This window comes from Flagellimonas baculiformis (genome assembly GCF_033441575.1).
Taxonomy (GTDB): Bacteria; Bacteroidota; Bacteroidia; order Flavobacteriales; family Flavobacteriaceae; genus Flagellimonas; species Flagellimonas baculiformis.
On sequence record NZ_JAUZVW010000002.1, the window covers coordinates 1 to 15,293 of the forward strand.

13 protein-coding genes, 1 tRNA gene and 1 pseudogene are annotated in these 15,293 nt (G+C 39.5%); 11 read left to right on the forward strand and 4 right to left on the reverse strand.

What is annotated here, in order from left to right; all coding sequences use genetic code 11:
* Positions 1 to 75: 75 nt before the first annotated feature.
* A pseudogene (locus tag SD450_RS02640) lies at positions 76 to 333 on the reverse strand (helix-turn-helix domain-containing protein); the annotation flags it as partial.
* 144 nt (positions 334 to 477) lie between these two features.
* Here SD450_RS02640 and SD450_RS02645 point away from each other — a divergent pair.
* The 9 genes from SD450_RS02645 (at position 478) to SD450_RS02685 (ending at position 11,980) form a co-directional block, all read left to right on the forward strand.
* Positions 478 to 1,689 (forward strand): HEPN domain-containing protein, encoded by a 1,212-nt coding sequence (locus SD450_RS02645; protein WP_318343094.1) that lies wholly within the window; start codon positions 478 to 480, stop codon positions 1,687 to 1,689.
* 10 nt (positions 1,690 to 1,699) lie between these two features.
* Positions 1,700 to 2,044 carry a hypothetical protein gene (locus SD450_RS02650; protein WP_318343095.1) on the forward strand — a complete coding sequence of 115 codons (345 nt, stop codon included), beginning with the start codon at positions 1,700 to 1,702 and terminating at the stop codon, positions 2,042 to 2,044.
* Positions 2,045 to 2,286: 242 nt separating this feature from the next.
* Positions 2,287 to 3,336: a helix-turn-helix domain-containing protein gene (locus SD450_RS02655; protein WP_318343096.1), complete on the forward strand. Its 1,050-nt coding sequence runs from the start codon at positions 2,287 to 2,289 to the stop codon at positions 3,334 to 3,336.
* Entirely contained in the window at positions 3,333 to 3,842 is a 510-nt protein-coding gene (locus SD450_RS02660) for a PIN domain-containing protein (protein WP_318343097.1), read from the forward strand. Before SD450_RS02655 ends, SD450_RS02660 begins: the two co-directional genes overlap by 4 nt.
* Positions 3,843 to 4,135: 293 nt before the next feature.
* Positions 4,136 to 4,516, forward strand: a complete 381-nt coding sequence (locus tag SD450_RS02665; protein ID WP_318343098.1) for a hypothetical protein — start codon at positions 4,136 to 4,138, stop codon at positions 4,514 to 4,516.
* A gap of 3 nt (positions 4,517 to 4,519) precedes the next feature.
* A complete protein-coding gene (locus tag SD450_RS02670) occupies positions 4,520 to 5,170 on the forward strand; it encodes a uracil-DNA glycosylase family protein (RefSeq protein WP_119647436.1) in 651 nt (216 codons plus the stop codon).
* 3 nt (positions 5,171 to 5,173) lie between these two features.
* Positions 5,174 to 8,809 carry a type IIG restriction enzyme/methyltransferase gene (locus SD450_RS02675; RefSeq protein ID WP_119647435.1) on the forward strand — a complete coding sequence of 1,212 codons (3,636 nt, stop codon included), beginning with the start codon at positions 5,174 to 5,176 and terminating at the stop codon, positions 8,807 to 8,809.
* Positions 8,810 to 8,815: 6 nt separating this feature from the next.
* The gene (locus SD450_RS02680) at positions 8,816 to 11,308 is read left to right on the forward strand and encodes a DUF4268 domain-containing protein (RefSeq protein WP_119647434.1); all 2,493 of its coding nucleotides are present in this window, start codon (positions 8,816 to 8,818) and stop codon (positions 11,306 to 11,308) included.
* A 6-nt stretch (positions 11,309 to 11,314) separates the two neighbouring features.
* A complete protein-coding gene (locus SD450_RS02685) occupies positions 11,315 to 11,980 on the forward strand; it encodes a hypothetical protein (protein ID WP_119647433.1) in 666 nt (221 codons plus the stop codon).
* 68 nt (positions 11,981 to 12,048) lie between these two features.
* Here SD450_RS02685 and SD450_RS02690 read toward each other — a convergent pair.
* Both SD450_RS02690 and mce read right to left on the reverse strand, forming a co-directional pair.
* Positions 12,049 to 12,122, reverse strand: a tRNA-Ile gene (locus tag SD450_RS02690).
* Between the two features lie 50 nt (positions 12,123 to 12,172).
* Complete coding sequence (gene mce / locus SD450_RS02695) at positions 12,173 to 12,589, reverse strand: methylmalonyl-CoA epimerase (RefSeq protein ID WP_318343099.1); 417 nt, start codon at positions 12,587 to 12,589, stop codon at positions 12,173 to 12,175.
* 105 nt (positions 12,590 to 12,694) lie between these two features.
* Here mce and rbfA point away from each other — a divergent pair, with 105 nt between their 5' ends.
* The gene (gene rbfA, locus SD450_RS02700) at positions 12,695 to 13,090 is read left to right on the forward strand and encodes a 30S ribosome-binding factor RbfA (RefSeq protein ID WP_318343100.1); all 396 of its coding nucleotides are present in this window, start codon (positions 12,695 to 12,697) and stop codon (positions 13,088 to 13,090) included.
* Between the two features lie 2 nt (positions 13,091 to 13,092).
* Positions 13,093 to 14,301, forward strand: a complete 1,209-nt coding sequence (locus SD450_RS02705; RefSeq protein WP_318343101.1) for an ABC transporter permease — start codon at positions 13,093 to 13,095, stop codon at positions 14,299 to 14,301.
* On the opposite strand, the gene dusB is transcribed toward SD450_RS02705, so the two are convergent.
* The gene (dusB, locus tag SD450_RS02710; RefSeq protein WP_318343102.1) at positions 14,298 to 15,290 is read right to left on the reverse strand and encodes a tRNA dihydrouridine synthase DusB; all 993 of its coding nucleotides are present in this window, start codon (positions 15,288 to 15,290) and stop codon (positions 14,298 to 14,300) included. The two genes, SD450_RS02705 and dusB, sit on opposite strands and share 4 nt — an antisense overlap.
* Positions 15,291 to 15,293: the final 3 nt, after the last annotated feature.

The window sequence follows — 15,293 nt, forward strand, 5'->3', positions numbered from 1 at the left end:
TACTCATCTGACAAATCTAATTTAAGGGTTAAACTAATTTATAAAGATTGTCAGATTAAGTCTTAACTATTACAAATTATCATTATAAGTATTTCCAATAATTGTAAAAACAACCTCTTCAGAGAAATTCTCAATTCCCTCTTTGGTAACTCCCAAAGCCTTGGCAATCTCTTCAAGTTTCACATCATCCACCTTTTCGCTGTTCTCAATGTTGGAAACGGCCTGTTGGCTAATACCCAGTTCCTCAGCTAAGGTCTCCTGTTTCATTCCACGGAGTTCCCTTATCCTACTGATCTTTCTGCCTATATGGTTGTTCTTGGTCTTTGTCTGCATATCTCAAATATAGGGTGTTTCGTACAATAATCCGATTGTAAAACACAAAACAGGTTTAATAAAATACAAGTGCCCATGGTGGGGTACTTCGGAATGTGGCCTTAATATGAACGATGATTCTTGAACCCTTTAAAACACATTCCTATGACATATGACACAAACATACCGGAAATCTTTGAAAAAGCGGAAGAGCTGTCCGAATTGCTCGATAGCATCCTGAACATCATAACCATTGACAGTGCCTTTTTGTCCAGAAAGCAGAAGGAGGGTAACTCCGAATACTATTTCCTCACCCTTTTTGTGGATGTCAACAATGATCCCTTACCCAATGAGATCCGTTCCCTAGTAGCCAAAAAAAGGAAAAAGCATCCCGATTTCAGGATAAGGGTCTATACGGAGAGCCAATCCGAGATAGGCCTTGAAAGGGGTTCGCTCTATTTCTTGGAACACTGCTGTCTGGGGGAAACTGTTTTTGCTCGCTTACAAGGAGGAAACATTATGGGTTACCCCTCAATGGCATATGAGACCCTTGTCAAGAGGGCCATTCGATATCATAAATCGGAAATGGGAAAAGTGAATGCCTTTGCCTATACTGCGGACATACTGATAAAGGAAGGGGACTATGCCATTGCCACTTTCAACATGCACCAGGCCTTTGAGCTTTCGTTCCGCTTCATTGAACAGATGTGCATCGGGCGGAGTATGGTGACACACAGTATCATTAGTCATATCAATTACTGCAAACATTTCTTTCCTACCCTACAGCCCTTTTTGGAATCTTCTGAGCCAAACAGCAATGAACTGCTGCTCCTTTTGGAACATGCCTATAGCGTTGCCAGATATGGCAATGAGTTTGAGATTTCAAAAGTACAGACCAAGACCGTCCAATCCAAGATGAAGGAATTCATCAAAGAGGTCGAGTCCATATTCCATAGGCATCTTGAACAGTGCAAAGACCAAATCGATGGAATCGGAAATGATTTTGAGAAAGCATTCCCAAAAGTGACCGAGAACGCGGGGAACAATGATGAAACATCATTGATTGACCAATTGAAGGAACTGGAAAAAATGCATTTCCATACCTTGAAGCCCTATCTCCCCGAAAAGGGACTCTATAGCATAGAACTCATTACCAAGGGATACTGTGAAACCTCTTTTATGATTTCCGACCTCATCAAGGTCTGTATCACAGCTTTGGAAAACGAAAATTTCTCCACACGTTCCGTTCCCCAACCCCACAGCAATATTAGTGGGGTTCTCGGATTTATACTTGATCTGATACCCCATGATGAAATGGAGTTCTTGGACAAGGTCAAAAAACTGCTTTCGGAACAAAAGACAACCACAACCCAATAAATCTATTCCCATGAAATCAAATAAGAAAAGGTTAAAGACCTTGGAAGAGATACAACAGCTCAGGAACAATCTTTCTGGACTGTTGGGAAACAATAAGTCCATCGGCCCCAAGGGAAACCAAGTGTCCTTCGAGGTCAGGGACAACAATCATCTATTGACACAGATCATCAGTCTTTTGGAGGTTTGCGTGTTTGCCCTTGATGGGGAGGGAATGATGTTGTTTCCTGCCAACCAAAATGCATCAAAAGAGGATAGTGTGATCCAAGTATTGGAACTGGTACTGAGCATCCTTCCGGATAGCCAATTGTACTTCATGGACAAATTGGACGAAAAGCTATCCATATTAAAGGATTAAATCTTTAAAATAGAATTTAAGTATCTGGGATTAAAAAATTAGCAACTTAGTCATATCAATACCTCTCGGACCTCTCAACAATTTGCACTTTTGGGAGGTTTTTTGTTTTTATACCCTCCTTTAATTAAGTAATCGGGAACTATAAAAAGTTAAAATATCACGGGTGAAATTAATATTCCCTAAACAATGGTTGACAAAATTAACATATTTTGTACTTTTGTAAACACATTATCAACAGACTTATGAAGGAACTGTTTTCAAAACGATTAAAAAATGCTCGTCTGCTTTCCGCCATGTCCCAAGACAATTTGGTGAAGGCCATGGGTGATATTGTCTCCAAAAATGCCATTTCAAAATATGAAAAAGGAGAAATGATGCCCAACAGTGCCACCTTAATTCAACTGGCAAAGGCTCTTAACGTAAAGCCTGATTATTTCTTTAGGCCATTGGGTGCTGAAATAGAAAAGATAGAATTTAGGAAAAGAAGCATTTTGGGCGTAAAGAAAACCAATGCCATCAAACAACAAGTGGCCGAAAGTGTTGAGCGTTACTTGGAAATTGAGGATTTGCTTCAAATTAAATCCGCTTTTGTCAACCCAATAAAGAATGTGTTGATTTCAACTGTTCCCGATATTGAAAATGCTGTCAATGCCCTTCTAAAAGAATGGAAACTAGGAATCAACGCTTTACCCAATGTCATTGAAATATTGGAGGACAAAGAAATCAAAGTCATAGAGCTTGATGCGGATCTTGCCTTTGACGGTCTATCTGGATGGGCGGATGGTAGTGTGCCAATAATTGTAATCAACAAAAATTACAGCATAGAAAGGAAACGTTTTACTGCACTCCATGAACTTGGACATATTCTTTTAAATTTTTCCGATGCTTTAAGCGAAAAAGAAATTGAACGGCTCTGCCATGCCTTTGCCGGTGCAATGTTAATTCCATACGAGACTTTTATTACCGAGCTTGGTTCCAAAAAAAGAAAAGGAATAAGCATTCCTGAATTGATTAGCATTAAGGAAACCTATGGTATTTCTATTCAGGCCATAATGGCACGCGCAAAGAATCTGGAAATTATCGATGAACATCGCTATGTAAAATTTAGAAAGTATATTTCCGCCAACCGGGAAGAGGAAGGGCTAGGACAATACAAAGGAAAAGAGCATTCAGATAGGTTTATGCAATTGGTCTATCGTGCAGCTTCTGAAGAAATAATCAGCCTTAGCAAGGCTGCCAATCTTTCAAATGAAAAACTGGCTGTATTCCGGGACCAATTCATTGCGATATGACCATAGTTGTTAATGATGCGAATATCTTGATTGACTTGGTGAAACTGGAAATCCTGAGTCACTTCTTTGGATTGAATTTTCAGTTTTGTACCACTGATCTTGTGCTTGAAGAGTTACATGATTACCAGAAGTCTGAATTGCAAGCATATATAGATAGTGGACAACTTGAGGTCCATGAAATTTCAGAAATACAACTTGAAGACATTATTGAAATTCGTTTGCAAAAACCAGCTTTATCAGAACAGGACTGCTCCGCCTTTTACCAGGCGGAAAAGTTGAAAGCAACATTGCTGACAAGCGACAACACCTTGCGGAAATTCGCAAAAATCAAAAAACTTGACGTCCATGGACATTTATGGGTTTTTGATCAAATGGTTTCTGCTGAAACACTTACCCCGTCACAAGCTACCTTAAAGCTCGATGAACTTTGCCAAACGGTTAACCCAAAACTCAATTTGCCCAAAAAAGAATGTGATCTACGAAAAAGAAAATGGCAAAACGACTGATAAGCAAATTAATGCTTTCAATAATTAAACAAGAAAATTCTGAATTCCCTCGTGGTTAATTGTTAAAGTGGAGTGTAATAGCTATTTTGGTAGTTTACCAAACCATCAAAATAAATATGCCCGATTGCATAGAATGTGGTGAATACACCAAGTTCAAAAACGGTCTTTGTACCGATTGTTACCAAAAGGAAAACGGAAATAAATGGGTGGCCGGTGTAATAAAAGGCCGCATTGCCGAAACCATTATAGAACAACTTTTCATATCCCTAGATTTTCAGGTTTACAAATATGGGATGGAAAACACTATACCTGGAATAACTGATTTGCTGAAGGGAGTTAGAGGCGATGTATCCAAAAACATTCGACAGATGCCGGACTTTGTAGTATTTAAAGATAAGCAGGCTCACTTCATCGAAGTAAAATACCGGAAAAGCGGAAAACTTAGCTTAAAGGATATTGAAAACTATGGCGATTACCCATTTGAGAATGCACTATTTGTTTTGGTTACGCCAAAACATATAAAATGCATCTCCTATTCTGAACTCAAAGAAGGTAAGGAAATCACGGAAAAATGCAGAAATTGGCTAGGAAGCAGAAAAGAGTTTGAGACCTGTAAGGATACCATCATGGAATATTGCAAATATGCTGTTAAGTTTTTTGAAAATGTAGATTAACAAATGACCAAAACAGAACAGTTAAACCAATTATTTGAAAAATGGGAGAATGAAACTCCTGATTATCAAGGTAAGTTTATAAAAGATGGTATAAACAACGAGAATCTCTATTTAAATGCAAAAACTAAGATTCTTTTTTTAACTAAGGAACCCAATAACCCCAAACAGGAAGCCGGTGATTTTCGCGAATGGTGGAAGGAAGGCCTTAAATACACTTTTTCACATCGATTAGCAGAATGGAGTTATGGAATACTTAATAATTTTCCTGAATTTGAATCAATGTGGTATGACAAAGAGGGGTATAAAAATGCTATTTTTCATGTAGCTTTTATGAATGTCAAGAAAATTGGTGGTGTTGGACAATCCAACTATTCAGAAATGGAAAAGCACTTGATACGAAACAAAGAATGGTTGCTTAAACAAATAGAAATCATAGAACCCCAGGTTATTATCACTGGTTTGACCTGGGGAAGATTGAGAAATATACTTTTTGATACAGTTGAATGGAAAAGTAGTGGATACAACATCACTATCGGAAGATATAACGAATCAAAAATCATCGATTTCTATCATCCCTCGGCCCGCAACGCAGCAGCAGCTTCGTATAGCTTACTGGGCAATGTTATAAGCTCAAAAAGGTTTCAAGAATTATAGAATATGAATTCAATTGCCAAACCAATTAAACCACGAAAGGCGTTAAACAAGGCCTTTTTAAAAGTAAAGCCCTATCGTGAGGAAATAGAACTTTTTAAAACAAACCTGATAAAGGTTTTAGATTTTTCCAATGAGCATGAATCAGAAGAATATCATAAAAACCTTGTTTCAGGGTTTCTGAAAGATTCTCTTTATCATGGTAACCATTTCATTAACACAAGTGGGCGCAAGGACCAAGTAATCCATATCGGACCCAAACCCGATAGCCCAGTTGGTGTAATAATTGAGGCTAAGAATCCTAAAAATAAAAGTGAAATGGTTTCTGTTGAAAATCTCAACAAAAAAGCGTTTCACGAATTGCTCTTATACTTTTTAAGGGAACGTATTTCCAATGGAAACTTAGAGGTAAAAAACCTAATTATCACTAATCTTTTTGAATGGTTCATTTTTGATGCCAATGATTTTGAAAAAAATTTTGTGGCCAATAAAAGCTTGGTGAAACAATTCAAAGATTTTGAGGCTGGAAATTTATCCGGTACAAGCACCGATTTCTTCTATAATGAAATTGCAAAGCCTTTTTTAACTGCATTTGAAGAGACATTGGGTTTTGTACACTTTGACTTGCGCAAATACGAAAGAGTAGTTCGCAATGATGACCCGAAGGATGACCAAAAACTTGTTTCCCTTTTTAAGTTGCTTTCTCCGCAACATCTTTTAAAAGAACCTTTTGTAAATGATAGCAATAGCCTTGATAAAAAGTTTTATAGTGAATTACTGCATATCATAGGGCTTTCGGAAATCAAAAAAGGCAGTAAGAAATTAATTCAGCGAAACGAGGAAGGACAACGAAACTTAGGAAGCCTTTTGGAGAACACCATACTTCAATTGGATAGTCGGGATAAAATTAACCGATTGCCCAACCCCAGAAAATATGGGGATACTAAAGAAGAGCGGTTGTTTACTGTGGCTTTGGAGCTTGTTATTACTTGGGTCAATCGAATTCTTTTTTTAAAGTTGCTCGAAGCACAACTTATTCGCTACCATAAAGGAGATTCAAAATATGCTTTCCTCGATCTAAAAATGATTAAGGACTATGATGATCTTGATAGTCTTTTCTTTCAAGTGCTGGCAAAAAGACAAGGAGAGCGAAATAAGGAAGCTCAAACCCTGTTTAATAAAGTACCATACCTGAATTCATCGCTTTTTGAACCAACTGACATAGAGCATGATACCATATTTGTTAGCAACCTTCGAGACGATAAGCCTATACCCATAATTGCTTCAACCGTACTTAAAGATGAAAAGGGTAAAAAACGTTCAGGTGAGCTTTCAACACTCGAATATTTATTTGAATTTTTGGATGCTTATGATTTCAGCAGTGAGGGTTCCGAAGATATTCAAGAAGATAACAAAACACTGATCAATGCCTCGGTACTCGGACTCATTTTTGAAAAGATAAACGGTTATAAGGACGGCTCTTTCTTTACCCCTGGCTTCATTACCATGTATATGTGTCGGGAGACTATTCGTAAAGCCGTGGTCCAAAAATTCAATGAGGTTAAAAGTTGGAACTGTAAAGACTTAGATGAAGTCTATGACAAGGTTGAAGACAGAAACGAAGCAAACACTATTATCAACAGCTTAAAAATCTGTGATCCCGCAGTGGGTTCTGGGCATTTTTTGGTTTCGGCACTCAATGAGTTGATTGCCATCAAGAACGATTTAAAAATATTGCAAGATGTTGAAGGCAAACGATTAAAAGAATATGAGGTTGAAGTCGTAAATGATGAATTGGTGATAACCGATGATGAAGGAGAACTGTTTGAGTACCATCCCGGTAATAAAGAAAGTCAACGGATTCAAATGGCCCTTTTCCATGAAAAGCAAACCCTAATAGAAAACTGTCTTTTTGGGGTGGACATTAACCCCAATTCTGTTAAAATATGCCGTTTGCGATTATGGATCGAGTTGCTCAAGAATGCCTATTACAAAGGGGATAACGAGCTGGAGACGTTGCCCAATATTGACATCAACATCAAAACCGGCAACTCTTTGATAAGCCGTTTTTCCTTGGACGATGATCTAAAAGCAGCTTTTAAGGACAAAACAATAGCCTATGGCTTTTTGGATTATAAAAAAGCCGTTGCCGACTATAAAAACACGGCCTCAAAAGAGAAAAAGCGTGAAATTATACAAATCATCAACGAGGTCAAAAATAATTTTAAAAGCACTCTCGACAATAAGTTTATTGCCAAACTCCAAAAGGCCCAAGGTGAAGTAATCAATGAACAGGAGCGACTAAATAACCTAACAGCTTTTGGGGAAAAAATAACCAAAGCTGATAAAAACAACCTTAAAAAACTACAGCAAAAGTCCGAAAAAGCACTGTTGGAAAAAGAGGAAATCGTAAACAATGTCATTTATGAAAATGCCTTTGAATGGCGTTTTGAGTTCCCAGAAGTATTGAACGATGATGGAGATTATCTTGGCTTTGATGTGGTAATTGGGAATCCGCCATATTTAAGGGTAAGGGATGTATCAGAAAACTTTAGAATGTATTACTCTAAATCCTATAAAGTTTCTGAAAACCAGTTGGATTTGTATCACTTATTTGTTGAAAAGTCATTTGCTATAGCCAGTAATTCCAGCATACACTCTTTAATAGTTCCTAATGCTTTTTTAGCCAACAGAAACAATTTAAGGTTGAGGCGTTTTATTCTATCCCATTTTTCAATAGATAAAATAATTGAAGTTAAAGACGATGTATTTGAAGAGGCCTCTGTCGAAGTTCTTATTTTCATTTTTGTCAAGCCCAAAATTTCATCTTCAAGTAACTATTTTATAGCTGAAAAAGGCGATTTTAAATTTAAGAATTCATTTAATCAAGAAGCTTTTGAAAACACCCCAAATAACAATTTTACTGTTACTGTTGATTCAAAAAGTCAAAAAATTATAGCCAAAATTTTAAATAAGTCGGTTGAGCTTTCCGCTTTATTCAAAACTATTTCAGGTATTAAAGAATATCAAGTAGGAAAAGGAAAGCCGCCACAAACTATTGAAGATGTTAGGGGTCGGATATTTAATTCCTCACAAAAAATTGATGAAACGTACCTTCCAGAACTTAGAGGTAAAAACCTTTCGAAGTATATGTTTAATTGGAGTGGGGAATATATTAGCTACGGGGAGTGGTTGGCTGAACCCAGGGTTCCAGAATTTTTTGAAGGAGATAAAATTTTGATTCGCCAAATTCCGAATAAAGACTCTCTTATAGCCTCATATGTTAAAGATAGATTTGTCATTGACCAGACAGCCTACATAGCTAAGCCTTCGGTTCAACTAGATGTTTTCTTTTACTTAGGAGTCCTAAATTCAAAACTGATATTCTGGTATTTTCAAAATATTAATAACGAGTTTGACCAATTGTTTCCAAAAATTAAAGTAAAGGAATTCAATTCTTTGCCTATACCAAATGTGGCTTATTCGAACCCACAATTAACGAATGTTGTAAAAAATATCTTAGCGGCTTTAGAGGCTAATAAAGAACGTGATATTTCAGGCTTCGAAAAAGAAATTGACAATTTGGTTTATCAACTTTATGACTTGACCGAGGAAGAGATTGAAATTATTGAGAACGCTTAAAGCCATATGAAAGCCACCGAACTACCCATCATCAATTTTTTACAGACACCGAATGTGCAATTTGTAATACCCGTTTACCAACGCAATTATGATTGGGAACTAGGGCATTGCAAGCAATTGTTGGAGGATATCATAAGCGTTGAAAAAGAAGACCGCGGAACACATTTTATTGGCAGCATAGTTTTTATTCACGAAGGTACTTACACCACCCGAGAGGTCCGCGAACTGGTGATCATAGACGGCCAGCAACGTCTCACTACTATTAATTTGTTGTATGTCGCCTTGTACCGTTTTGCAAAGAACAATGGGCTGGAAAAAGAGGCCGAGATGCTCTACAATATGTTCCTGGTCAATCAATATGTGCAAGAAGACGATAGTAAGCTCAAACTAAAACAGACAGACACCAACTCCATGGCGTTCAAGGCAATTTTGGAGGGGAATGAAAAAGGGTTTACTTCATTTTCTAATGTGATTGAAAACTATAATTTTTTCAGTTCTCAAATCAATGCCGAGAATTTTGAGGTCATCAGAAATGGTTTGAAGCGATTAATTTTTGTTGAAATTTCTCTAGAGCGCGACAAGGATGATCCACAACGGATTTTTGAAAGTCTCAACTCAACCGGACTAGATTTGTCCCAATCCGATTTGATACGGAATTATATTCTAATGGATCTACAGCCACGGGAGCAGCAAAAGGTTTTCAACACGATTTGGAACCCCATTGAAGAAAATGCCCGGGACCTTCTAAAACAAAAGTCTCTGGTTTCTGAATATATCCGAGACTATTTAACGCTCAAAAACAAGAAAATACCTAATAAATCAAAGGTCTACCAAGAGTTTAAAAAGAACTATCCCAACAAACTGGATGAAGAGTACATGAACGAGTTGGAAAACATGAAAGGGCTTTCCCTATTTTATAAAATGTTTATCAATCCGGAAACTGTTGAAAACCCTCAAATTCGTAAAGAACTCGAATACATCAACCGATTGGAAGTGAATGTCGCCTATCCATTCTTGTTACAGGTTTTTGAAGATTGGGATAATGGGATTACAGACGAAGAAACTGTCATTCAAGTATTGAAATTGGTTCAAAATTATGCTTGGCGAAGATTTATAGTAGGATTGCCGACCAATGCGCTAAATAAGATTTTCATGACATTGTATTCAGAGATAGATACCGAAGACTATTTTGAAAGTTTAGCCAAAGCCCTATGTAAAAAAAGAGGTAATTCACGCTTTCCGGATGATGAAGACCTCCTAACTGCCTTAAAAGACAAAGATCTCTATAATATCAAAGCAAAAAACAGGAATTATCTTTTTGAGCTTTTGGAAAACCACAACAACCGTGAGCATGTCAACACTTCCAGTGAAAGCATCACAATTGAGCACATTTTTCCACAAAACCCTAGTTCTGAATGGTCCAAGCAATTAGATGAGGAAGAGATTTTCCTATTTAAGGAAAAATATCTGAATACATTGGCAAACCTCACTTTGTCTGGCAACAATGGTTCATTAGGCAACAAAACCTTCTTGGAAAAAAAGAACATGAATCATCAAGGTGGAGAGCAAGGTTATAAATACAGTAGGCTATGGTTAAATGATTATTTAAAAGGAATTGATGTTTGGGATAGCAATTCCTATGAATCAAGACTTAAACTAATCAGCCAACGGTTTCTTAGTATCTGGAGTTATCCTAATGTTATACTAGAGACGGATGAAGAACCTGTAGAACAATCTATTTTTGAAGCAGAGTCTCCAACCCACAAAAAACTCGAATATTTTATCTTCAAGAACAACAAGGTGGAAGAATCAGCCATTGCAAATATGTACTATTACGTGCTTCAACAGTTATATGGCATAAATACTGGACTATTACTTGGGAACAATATTCTTAAAATAACAAGAAATAAAGAAGATTTTAGAAGTGCCCAGGAAATAACCAATGGCTATTTTGTCGAGTTCAATATAGATAGCAATACAAAGTTCAATATTCTAAAAAAGTTATTGTCCTTATTTGATTTGGAAGATGAACTTATTATCAAATATGATATTGGTTCCTCTCAGGGCAACAGGTTTTATGTGCGTAAAGAATATTGGGAGCAACTTTTGCCCCAATTGCAAGAGAAGGGCCAGTTTTCAAATGTTAATCCTGTGAAATCTCATTGGATAAGCATGGGTGCCGGAAAAACAGGAGTAAATTACTCTATGGTCGTTACCGGTTCCCATTGTCAGGTTGAGCTTAGTATAACAACAGCAAATAAAGAGCTGAACAAAAAGTATTTTAAAAAGTTAATCAGACGAAAAGTGGAAATTGAAGATGGTTTTGGTAAATCTTTAATGTGGGAAGAATTGCCAGATAACAAAATGAGTCGCATAAAGTATGTTCTTAACGATGTGAATCTTTTTGACAAATTCCATTGGCCAAAAATGAATGCTTTTTTTGTGGAGAATGTGCCAATATTTGAAAAAGTGTTTAAAAATGAAATCCTTAAGTTGTAAAAAGGCATGGGCACAGGCAGGAGAAACTTTCTTAAGTTAACGTCAACTGCATTAGCTGGATTGGCAATCAACCCACTTCAAGCAGTTATAACCAAGAACAATCTATATGTAAACAAAGTTCTTGGGCTTGCCTTTTCCAAGCCACAGGATTGGTATTTTATCAACGTTAAAGATTTCGGTGAGTTAAAAGAGAAAACGATTCTATCAGAAGATTGGGAAGAGTTTAAGGATTTTGTTTGGGAAAACACGGGTGACCCTATTTGTCTAATGGCCAAGTATGATCAGAATAATCCCTTAAATTTTGGAAAATACTCCCCAAGTATTGCTGTTTGGGTTGAAAAAAAATCCGATTATGATGAGATTGGTATACAAACGGTAGAAGAATATGCCATTAGTTGGACTACAAATAGAATTCAATACATCCAAGATCCCAATGTTACCAAATCGAAAGAAGTGAAGGATATATCTGGAATCAAGACTGTTCAATATGATTGTGATTTTATGGTTGAACACCGAGACCTACCAAACTCGTACCGTGCTCTTTGCCGAATGATTTATATTGAACATGGGGATTATTTTTACTGTTTTGACTTAACAGACTCTATTGAAGCAGGTGAAAAATCTGATTTAGAGTTTAAAATGTTTCTTGAGGAAATTAATTTATTCCGATAGTTGCCCCCCAATTTGCCCCCTGCAAAAACAAAAACCCCTCTAAATCAATTGTTTAGAGAGGTTTTCCGTGGTCCCACCTGGGCTCGAACCAGGGACCACCTGATTATGAGTCAGGTGCTCTAACCAACTGAGCTATAGGACCCGCAATTTGCGGATGCAATATTAGTGTTTATTTTTCTACACCGCAAGGTTTTAACGCCTCTCGTTGGCTTTTATTTCTTGGCAAAGCTCCACCAAAACTCCATTTGTGCCCTTTGGGTGCAGGAATGCCACCAGTTTGTTATCGGCCCCCTTTTTGGGTGTTTCGTTCAATAGCTGGAACCCTTCCTCCTTCAGTCGGGCCAACTCCGAAACTATATCTTCCACCGCAAAGGCGATGTGGTGGATGCCCTCTCCCCTTTTTTCTAAAAACTTCGCGATCGGGCTGTCGGTGCTTGTGGCTTCCAACAATTCCACCTTGTTGGGCCCTGATTCAAAAAAAGAGGTCCTCACGCCTTCCGAGGCCACCTCTTCCATTTTATAGGGGGGCACTCCCAACAATTTGGCGAATAACTGGTTGGACGTTTCCAAATCCTTAACGGCTATGCCGATGTGTTCGATTTTATCCATGGACTTACTTGGTTTTGTATGCTGCAATGCGCGGTTTTTCCAAAATTACGGACTGTAATCCATTCAAAGTGCGCGGTTAGTCAGGATTTCCTTTATTTTTGCACCATGGAGGAAACACAACGGCAAAAGAAAATAGCGGGGATCATCCAAAAAGATCTGGCGGACATCCTGCAACGAGCGGCCACCGATGGCGGGCTCAAGGGAACTTTGATCTCTGTTTCCAAAGTATCCGTAACCGTGGATCTGTCATTGGCAAAGGTCTATGTGAGCATTTTCCCCAACAAGGACGCCAAAGAGCTGTTGGCCGGGATCAAGGCCAACCAGGTAAGCATTCGCCACCAACTGGCCCTTCGCACCAAAAACCAATTGAGGCGGGTGCCCGAACTGGTTTTTTATCTGGATGATTCCTTGGAATACATCGATAGAATTGAACAATCGCTCAAAGGGGAGGAAAATCCCATTGAGAACAGGGACCTGCTCGACAAACGAAAGAAATCCTGACCTTGAACTTCCCGTTTTATATCGCCAAGCGCTATCTACGGTCCAAAAGCAGTCAAAATGCGGTGAACATCATCAATTTTGTCACTTTTTTGGTCATCGTGATCGGTTCCGCGGCACTTTTCATCGTGCTTTCGGCCTTTGCTGGGCTAAAAACGTTCAGTCTGTCCTTTTCCAACACTTTTGATCCCGACTTGAAGGCCCTGCCCACAACCGGGAAATATTTTTCCATGGTGCCGGGCGAAGAAGCTGCTTTGCAAGACATTGCCGACTTGGCCAATTTTTCCAAGGAACTGGAGGAACGGGCCTATTTGACCTATAAGGAGAAAAGCACCATTGCCTATATAAAAGGTGTGGATGAACGATACCGATCGGTGACGGGGGTGGACAGCACCCTACAATTTGGCAATTGGGGCAACATGGAGTACAACGGCGTCATCGGCATTGGCATCTATAACCTGCTGGGGGTCCCCACCAACAACCGAACGCCCATGATGGTCCTGGTGCCAAAGCCCGGAAAGGGTTCTTTTACGCAACAGGGGCTTGTCAGTTCCAAACCCTACAACGAACTTCCGTTGGTGGTCAGTGGTGTGTATGCCGTGGAAGAGGGCCTGGACAAAAAATATGTGTTCGCCCAACTTCCCCTCATCCAGAAATTGTTGGAAAAGGACAGCACGATGGTTTCCGGCATCAATTTTAAATTGAACGACCTATCAAAAATTGATGACGTGAAAAGTTCCATTCAGGCCGTTTTGGGCGACAAAGTGCAGTTGCTGACCCGGCAGGAACAGAACAGTACCCTCCACCGCATGCTGAAAACGGAAAACCTTGCCACCTATCTCATCTTCACCTTGGTGTTGATCATTGCGCTTTTCAATGTGGTCGGGGCCATCATCATGATGATTTTGGACAAGCAGCAGAATTCCAAGACCTTGTTCAGTCTGGGCACCACCATCAAAGAATTACGAAGGATCTATTTCATCCAAGGGCTTTTGGTGACTTCTTTGGGTGGATTTATCGGGGTGTTGATCGGCACTTTGTTGATTGTTTCGCAATTGGTCTTTGGCTGGTTGAAAATCACCCCTTCCTTGGCCTATCCGGTGGAGTTCGATGCCATGAACCTATTGATCGTGATGGCAACCATTGTGGTTTTGGGCTTTATTTCATCAAAAATTGCCAGTAGTCGAATTTCCAAAAAAATGATTGCTGTCTAAGCGAACTGAAAGTCCCCGAATTTCTCGAGCACTTCATCAAACGCCGCAAAGACATCCACAGCGTCGTCGCTGGTCACCATTTTCATGCGGTGTTCCTTGAAGTGGGGTATGCCCTTAAAATAGTTGGTGTAGTGCCTTCGGGTCTCGAAAACACCCAGTTTTTCGCCTTTCCAGTCGATGGACATCTGTAGGTGCCTACGCGCAGCGTCCACACGTTCTTGCATGGATGGCGGTGCCATGTGCTCCCCTGTCCTGAAGAAATGTTTTACTTCCTTGAAAAACCAGGGATAGCCGATACTGGCCCTGCCGATCATGGCTCCGTCCAGACCAAAATCGTCACGCATCCTCATCGCGGCTTCGGGGGTGTCCACATCACCATTTCCGAATACGGGGATTTGCATCCGTTGGTTGTTCTTCACCTCGGCAATGGGCTTCCAGTCCGCCTCGCCTTTGTACATCTGCACACGGGTGCGCCCGTGGATGGAAATGGCCTGTATGCCCACATCCTGCAGACGTTCGGCCACCTCAACAATTTTTATGGAATCGGAATCCCACCCCAATCGGGTCTTGACGGTAACGGGAAGTTTGGTCCGCTTGACGATTTCCTCCGTCAATTTTACCATGAGGGGGATATCTCGCAAAATCCCTGCTCCGGCATTCTTGCAGACCACTTTTTTTACAGGGCAGCCAAAATTGATGTCGATGATATCCGGATTGGATTGCTCCACAATATCCACGGCCTGGAGCATGGAGTCCAGTTCCGCACCAAAGATCTGGATGCCCACCGGGCGTTCCTTTTCATAAATGTCCAGTTTGAGGACACTTTTGGCCGCATCCCTGATCAATCCCTCCGAAGAAATGAACTCGGTATATACCACATCGGCACCCTGTTCCTTGCAGAGTGCGCGGAAAGGAGGGTCGCTCACGTCTTCCATCGGGGCAAGAAGCAACGGAAAATCAGGCAGTTCTATGTTTCCTATTTTTGGCAAATC

Bases quoted from the DNA above. Each gene is read 5' to 3' on its own strand.
- rbfA (WP_318343100.1), top strand. From the start codon at position 12,695: ATGGAGGAAACACAACGGCAAAAGAAAATAGCGGGGATCATCCAAAAA.
- SD450_RS02655 (WP_318343096.1), top strand. From the start codon at position 2,287: ATGAAGGAACTGTTTTCAAAACGATTAAAAAATGCTCGTCTGCTTTCC.
- SD450_RS02660 (WP_318343097.1), top strand. From the start codon at position 3,333: ATGACCATAGTTGTTAATGATGCGAATATCTTGATTGACTTGGTGAAA.
- SD450_RS02665 (WP_318343098.1), top strand. From the start codon at position 4,136: ATGGAAAACACTATACCTGGAATAACTGATTTGCTGAAGGGAGTTAGA.
- SD450_RS02675 (WP_119647435.1), top strand. From the start codon at position 5,174: ATGAATTCAATTGCCAAACCAATTAAACCACGAAAGGCGTTAAACAAG.
- SD450_RS02685 (WP_119647433.1), top strand. From the start codon at position 11,315: ATGGGCACAGGCAGGAGAAACTTTCTTAAGTTAACGTCAACTGCATTA.
- SD450_RS02650 (WP_318343095.1), top strand. From the start codon at position 1,700: ATGAAATCAAATAAGAAAAGGTTAAAGACCTTGGAAGAGATACAACAG.
- SD450_RS02645 (WP_318343094.1), top strand. From the start codon at position 478: ATGACATATGACACAAACATACCGGAAATCTTTGAAAAAGCGGAAGAG.
- SD450_RS02680 (WP_119647434.1), top strand. From the start codon at position 8,816: ATGAAAGCCACCGAACTACCCATCATCAATTTTTTACAGACACCGAAT.
- mce (WP_318343099.1), bottom strand. From the start codon at position 12,589: ATGGATAAAATCGAACACATCGGCATAGCCGTTAAGGATTTGGAAACG.
- SD450_RS02670 (WP_119647436.1), top strand. From the start codon at position 4,520: ATGACCAAAACAGAACAGTTAAACCAATTATTTGAAAAATGGGAGAAT.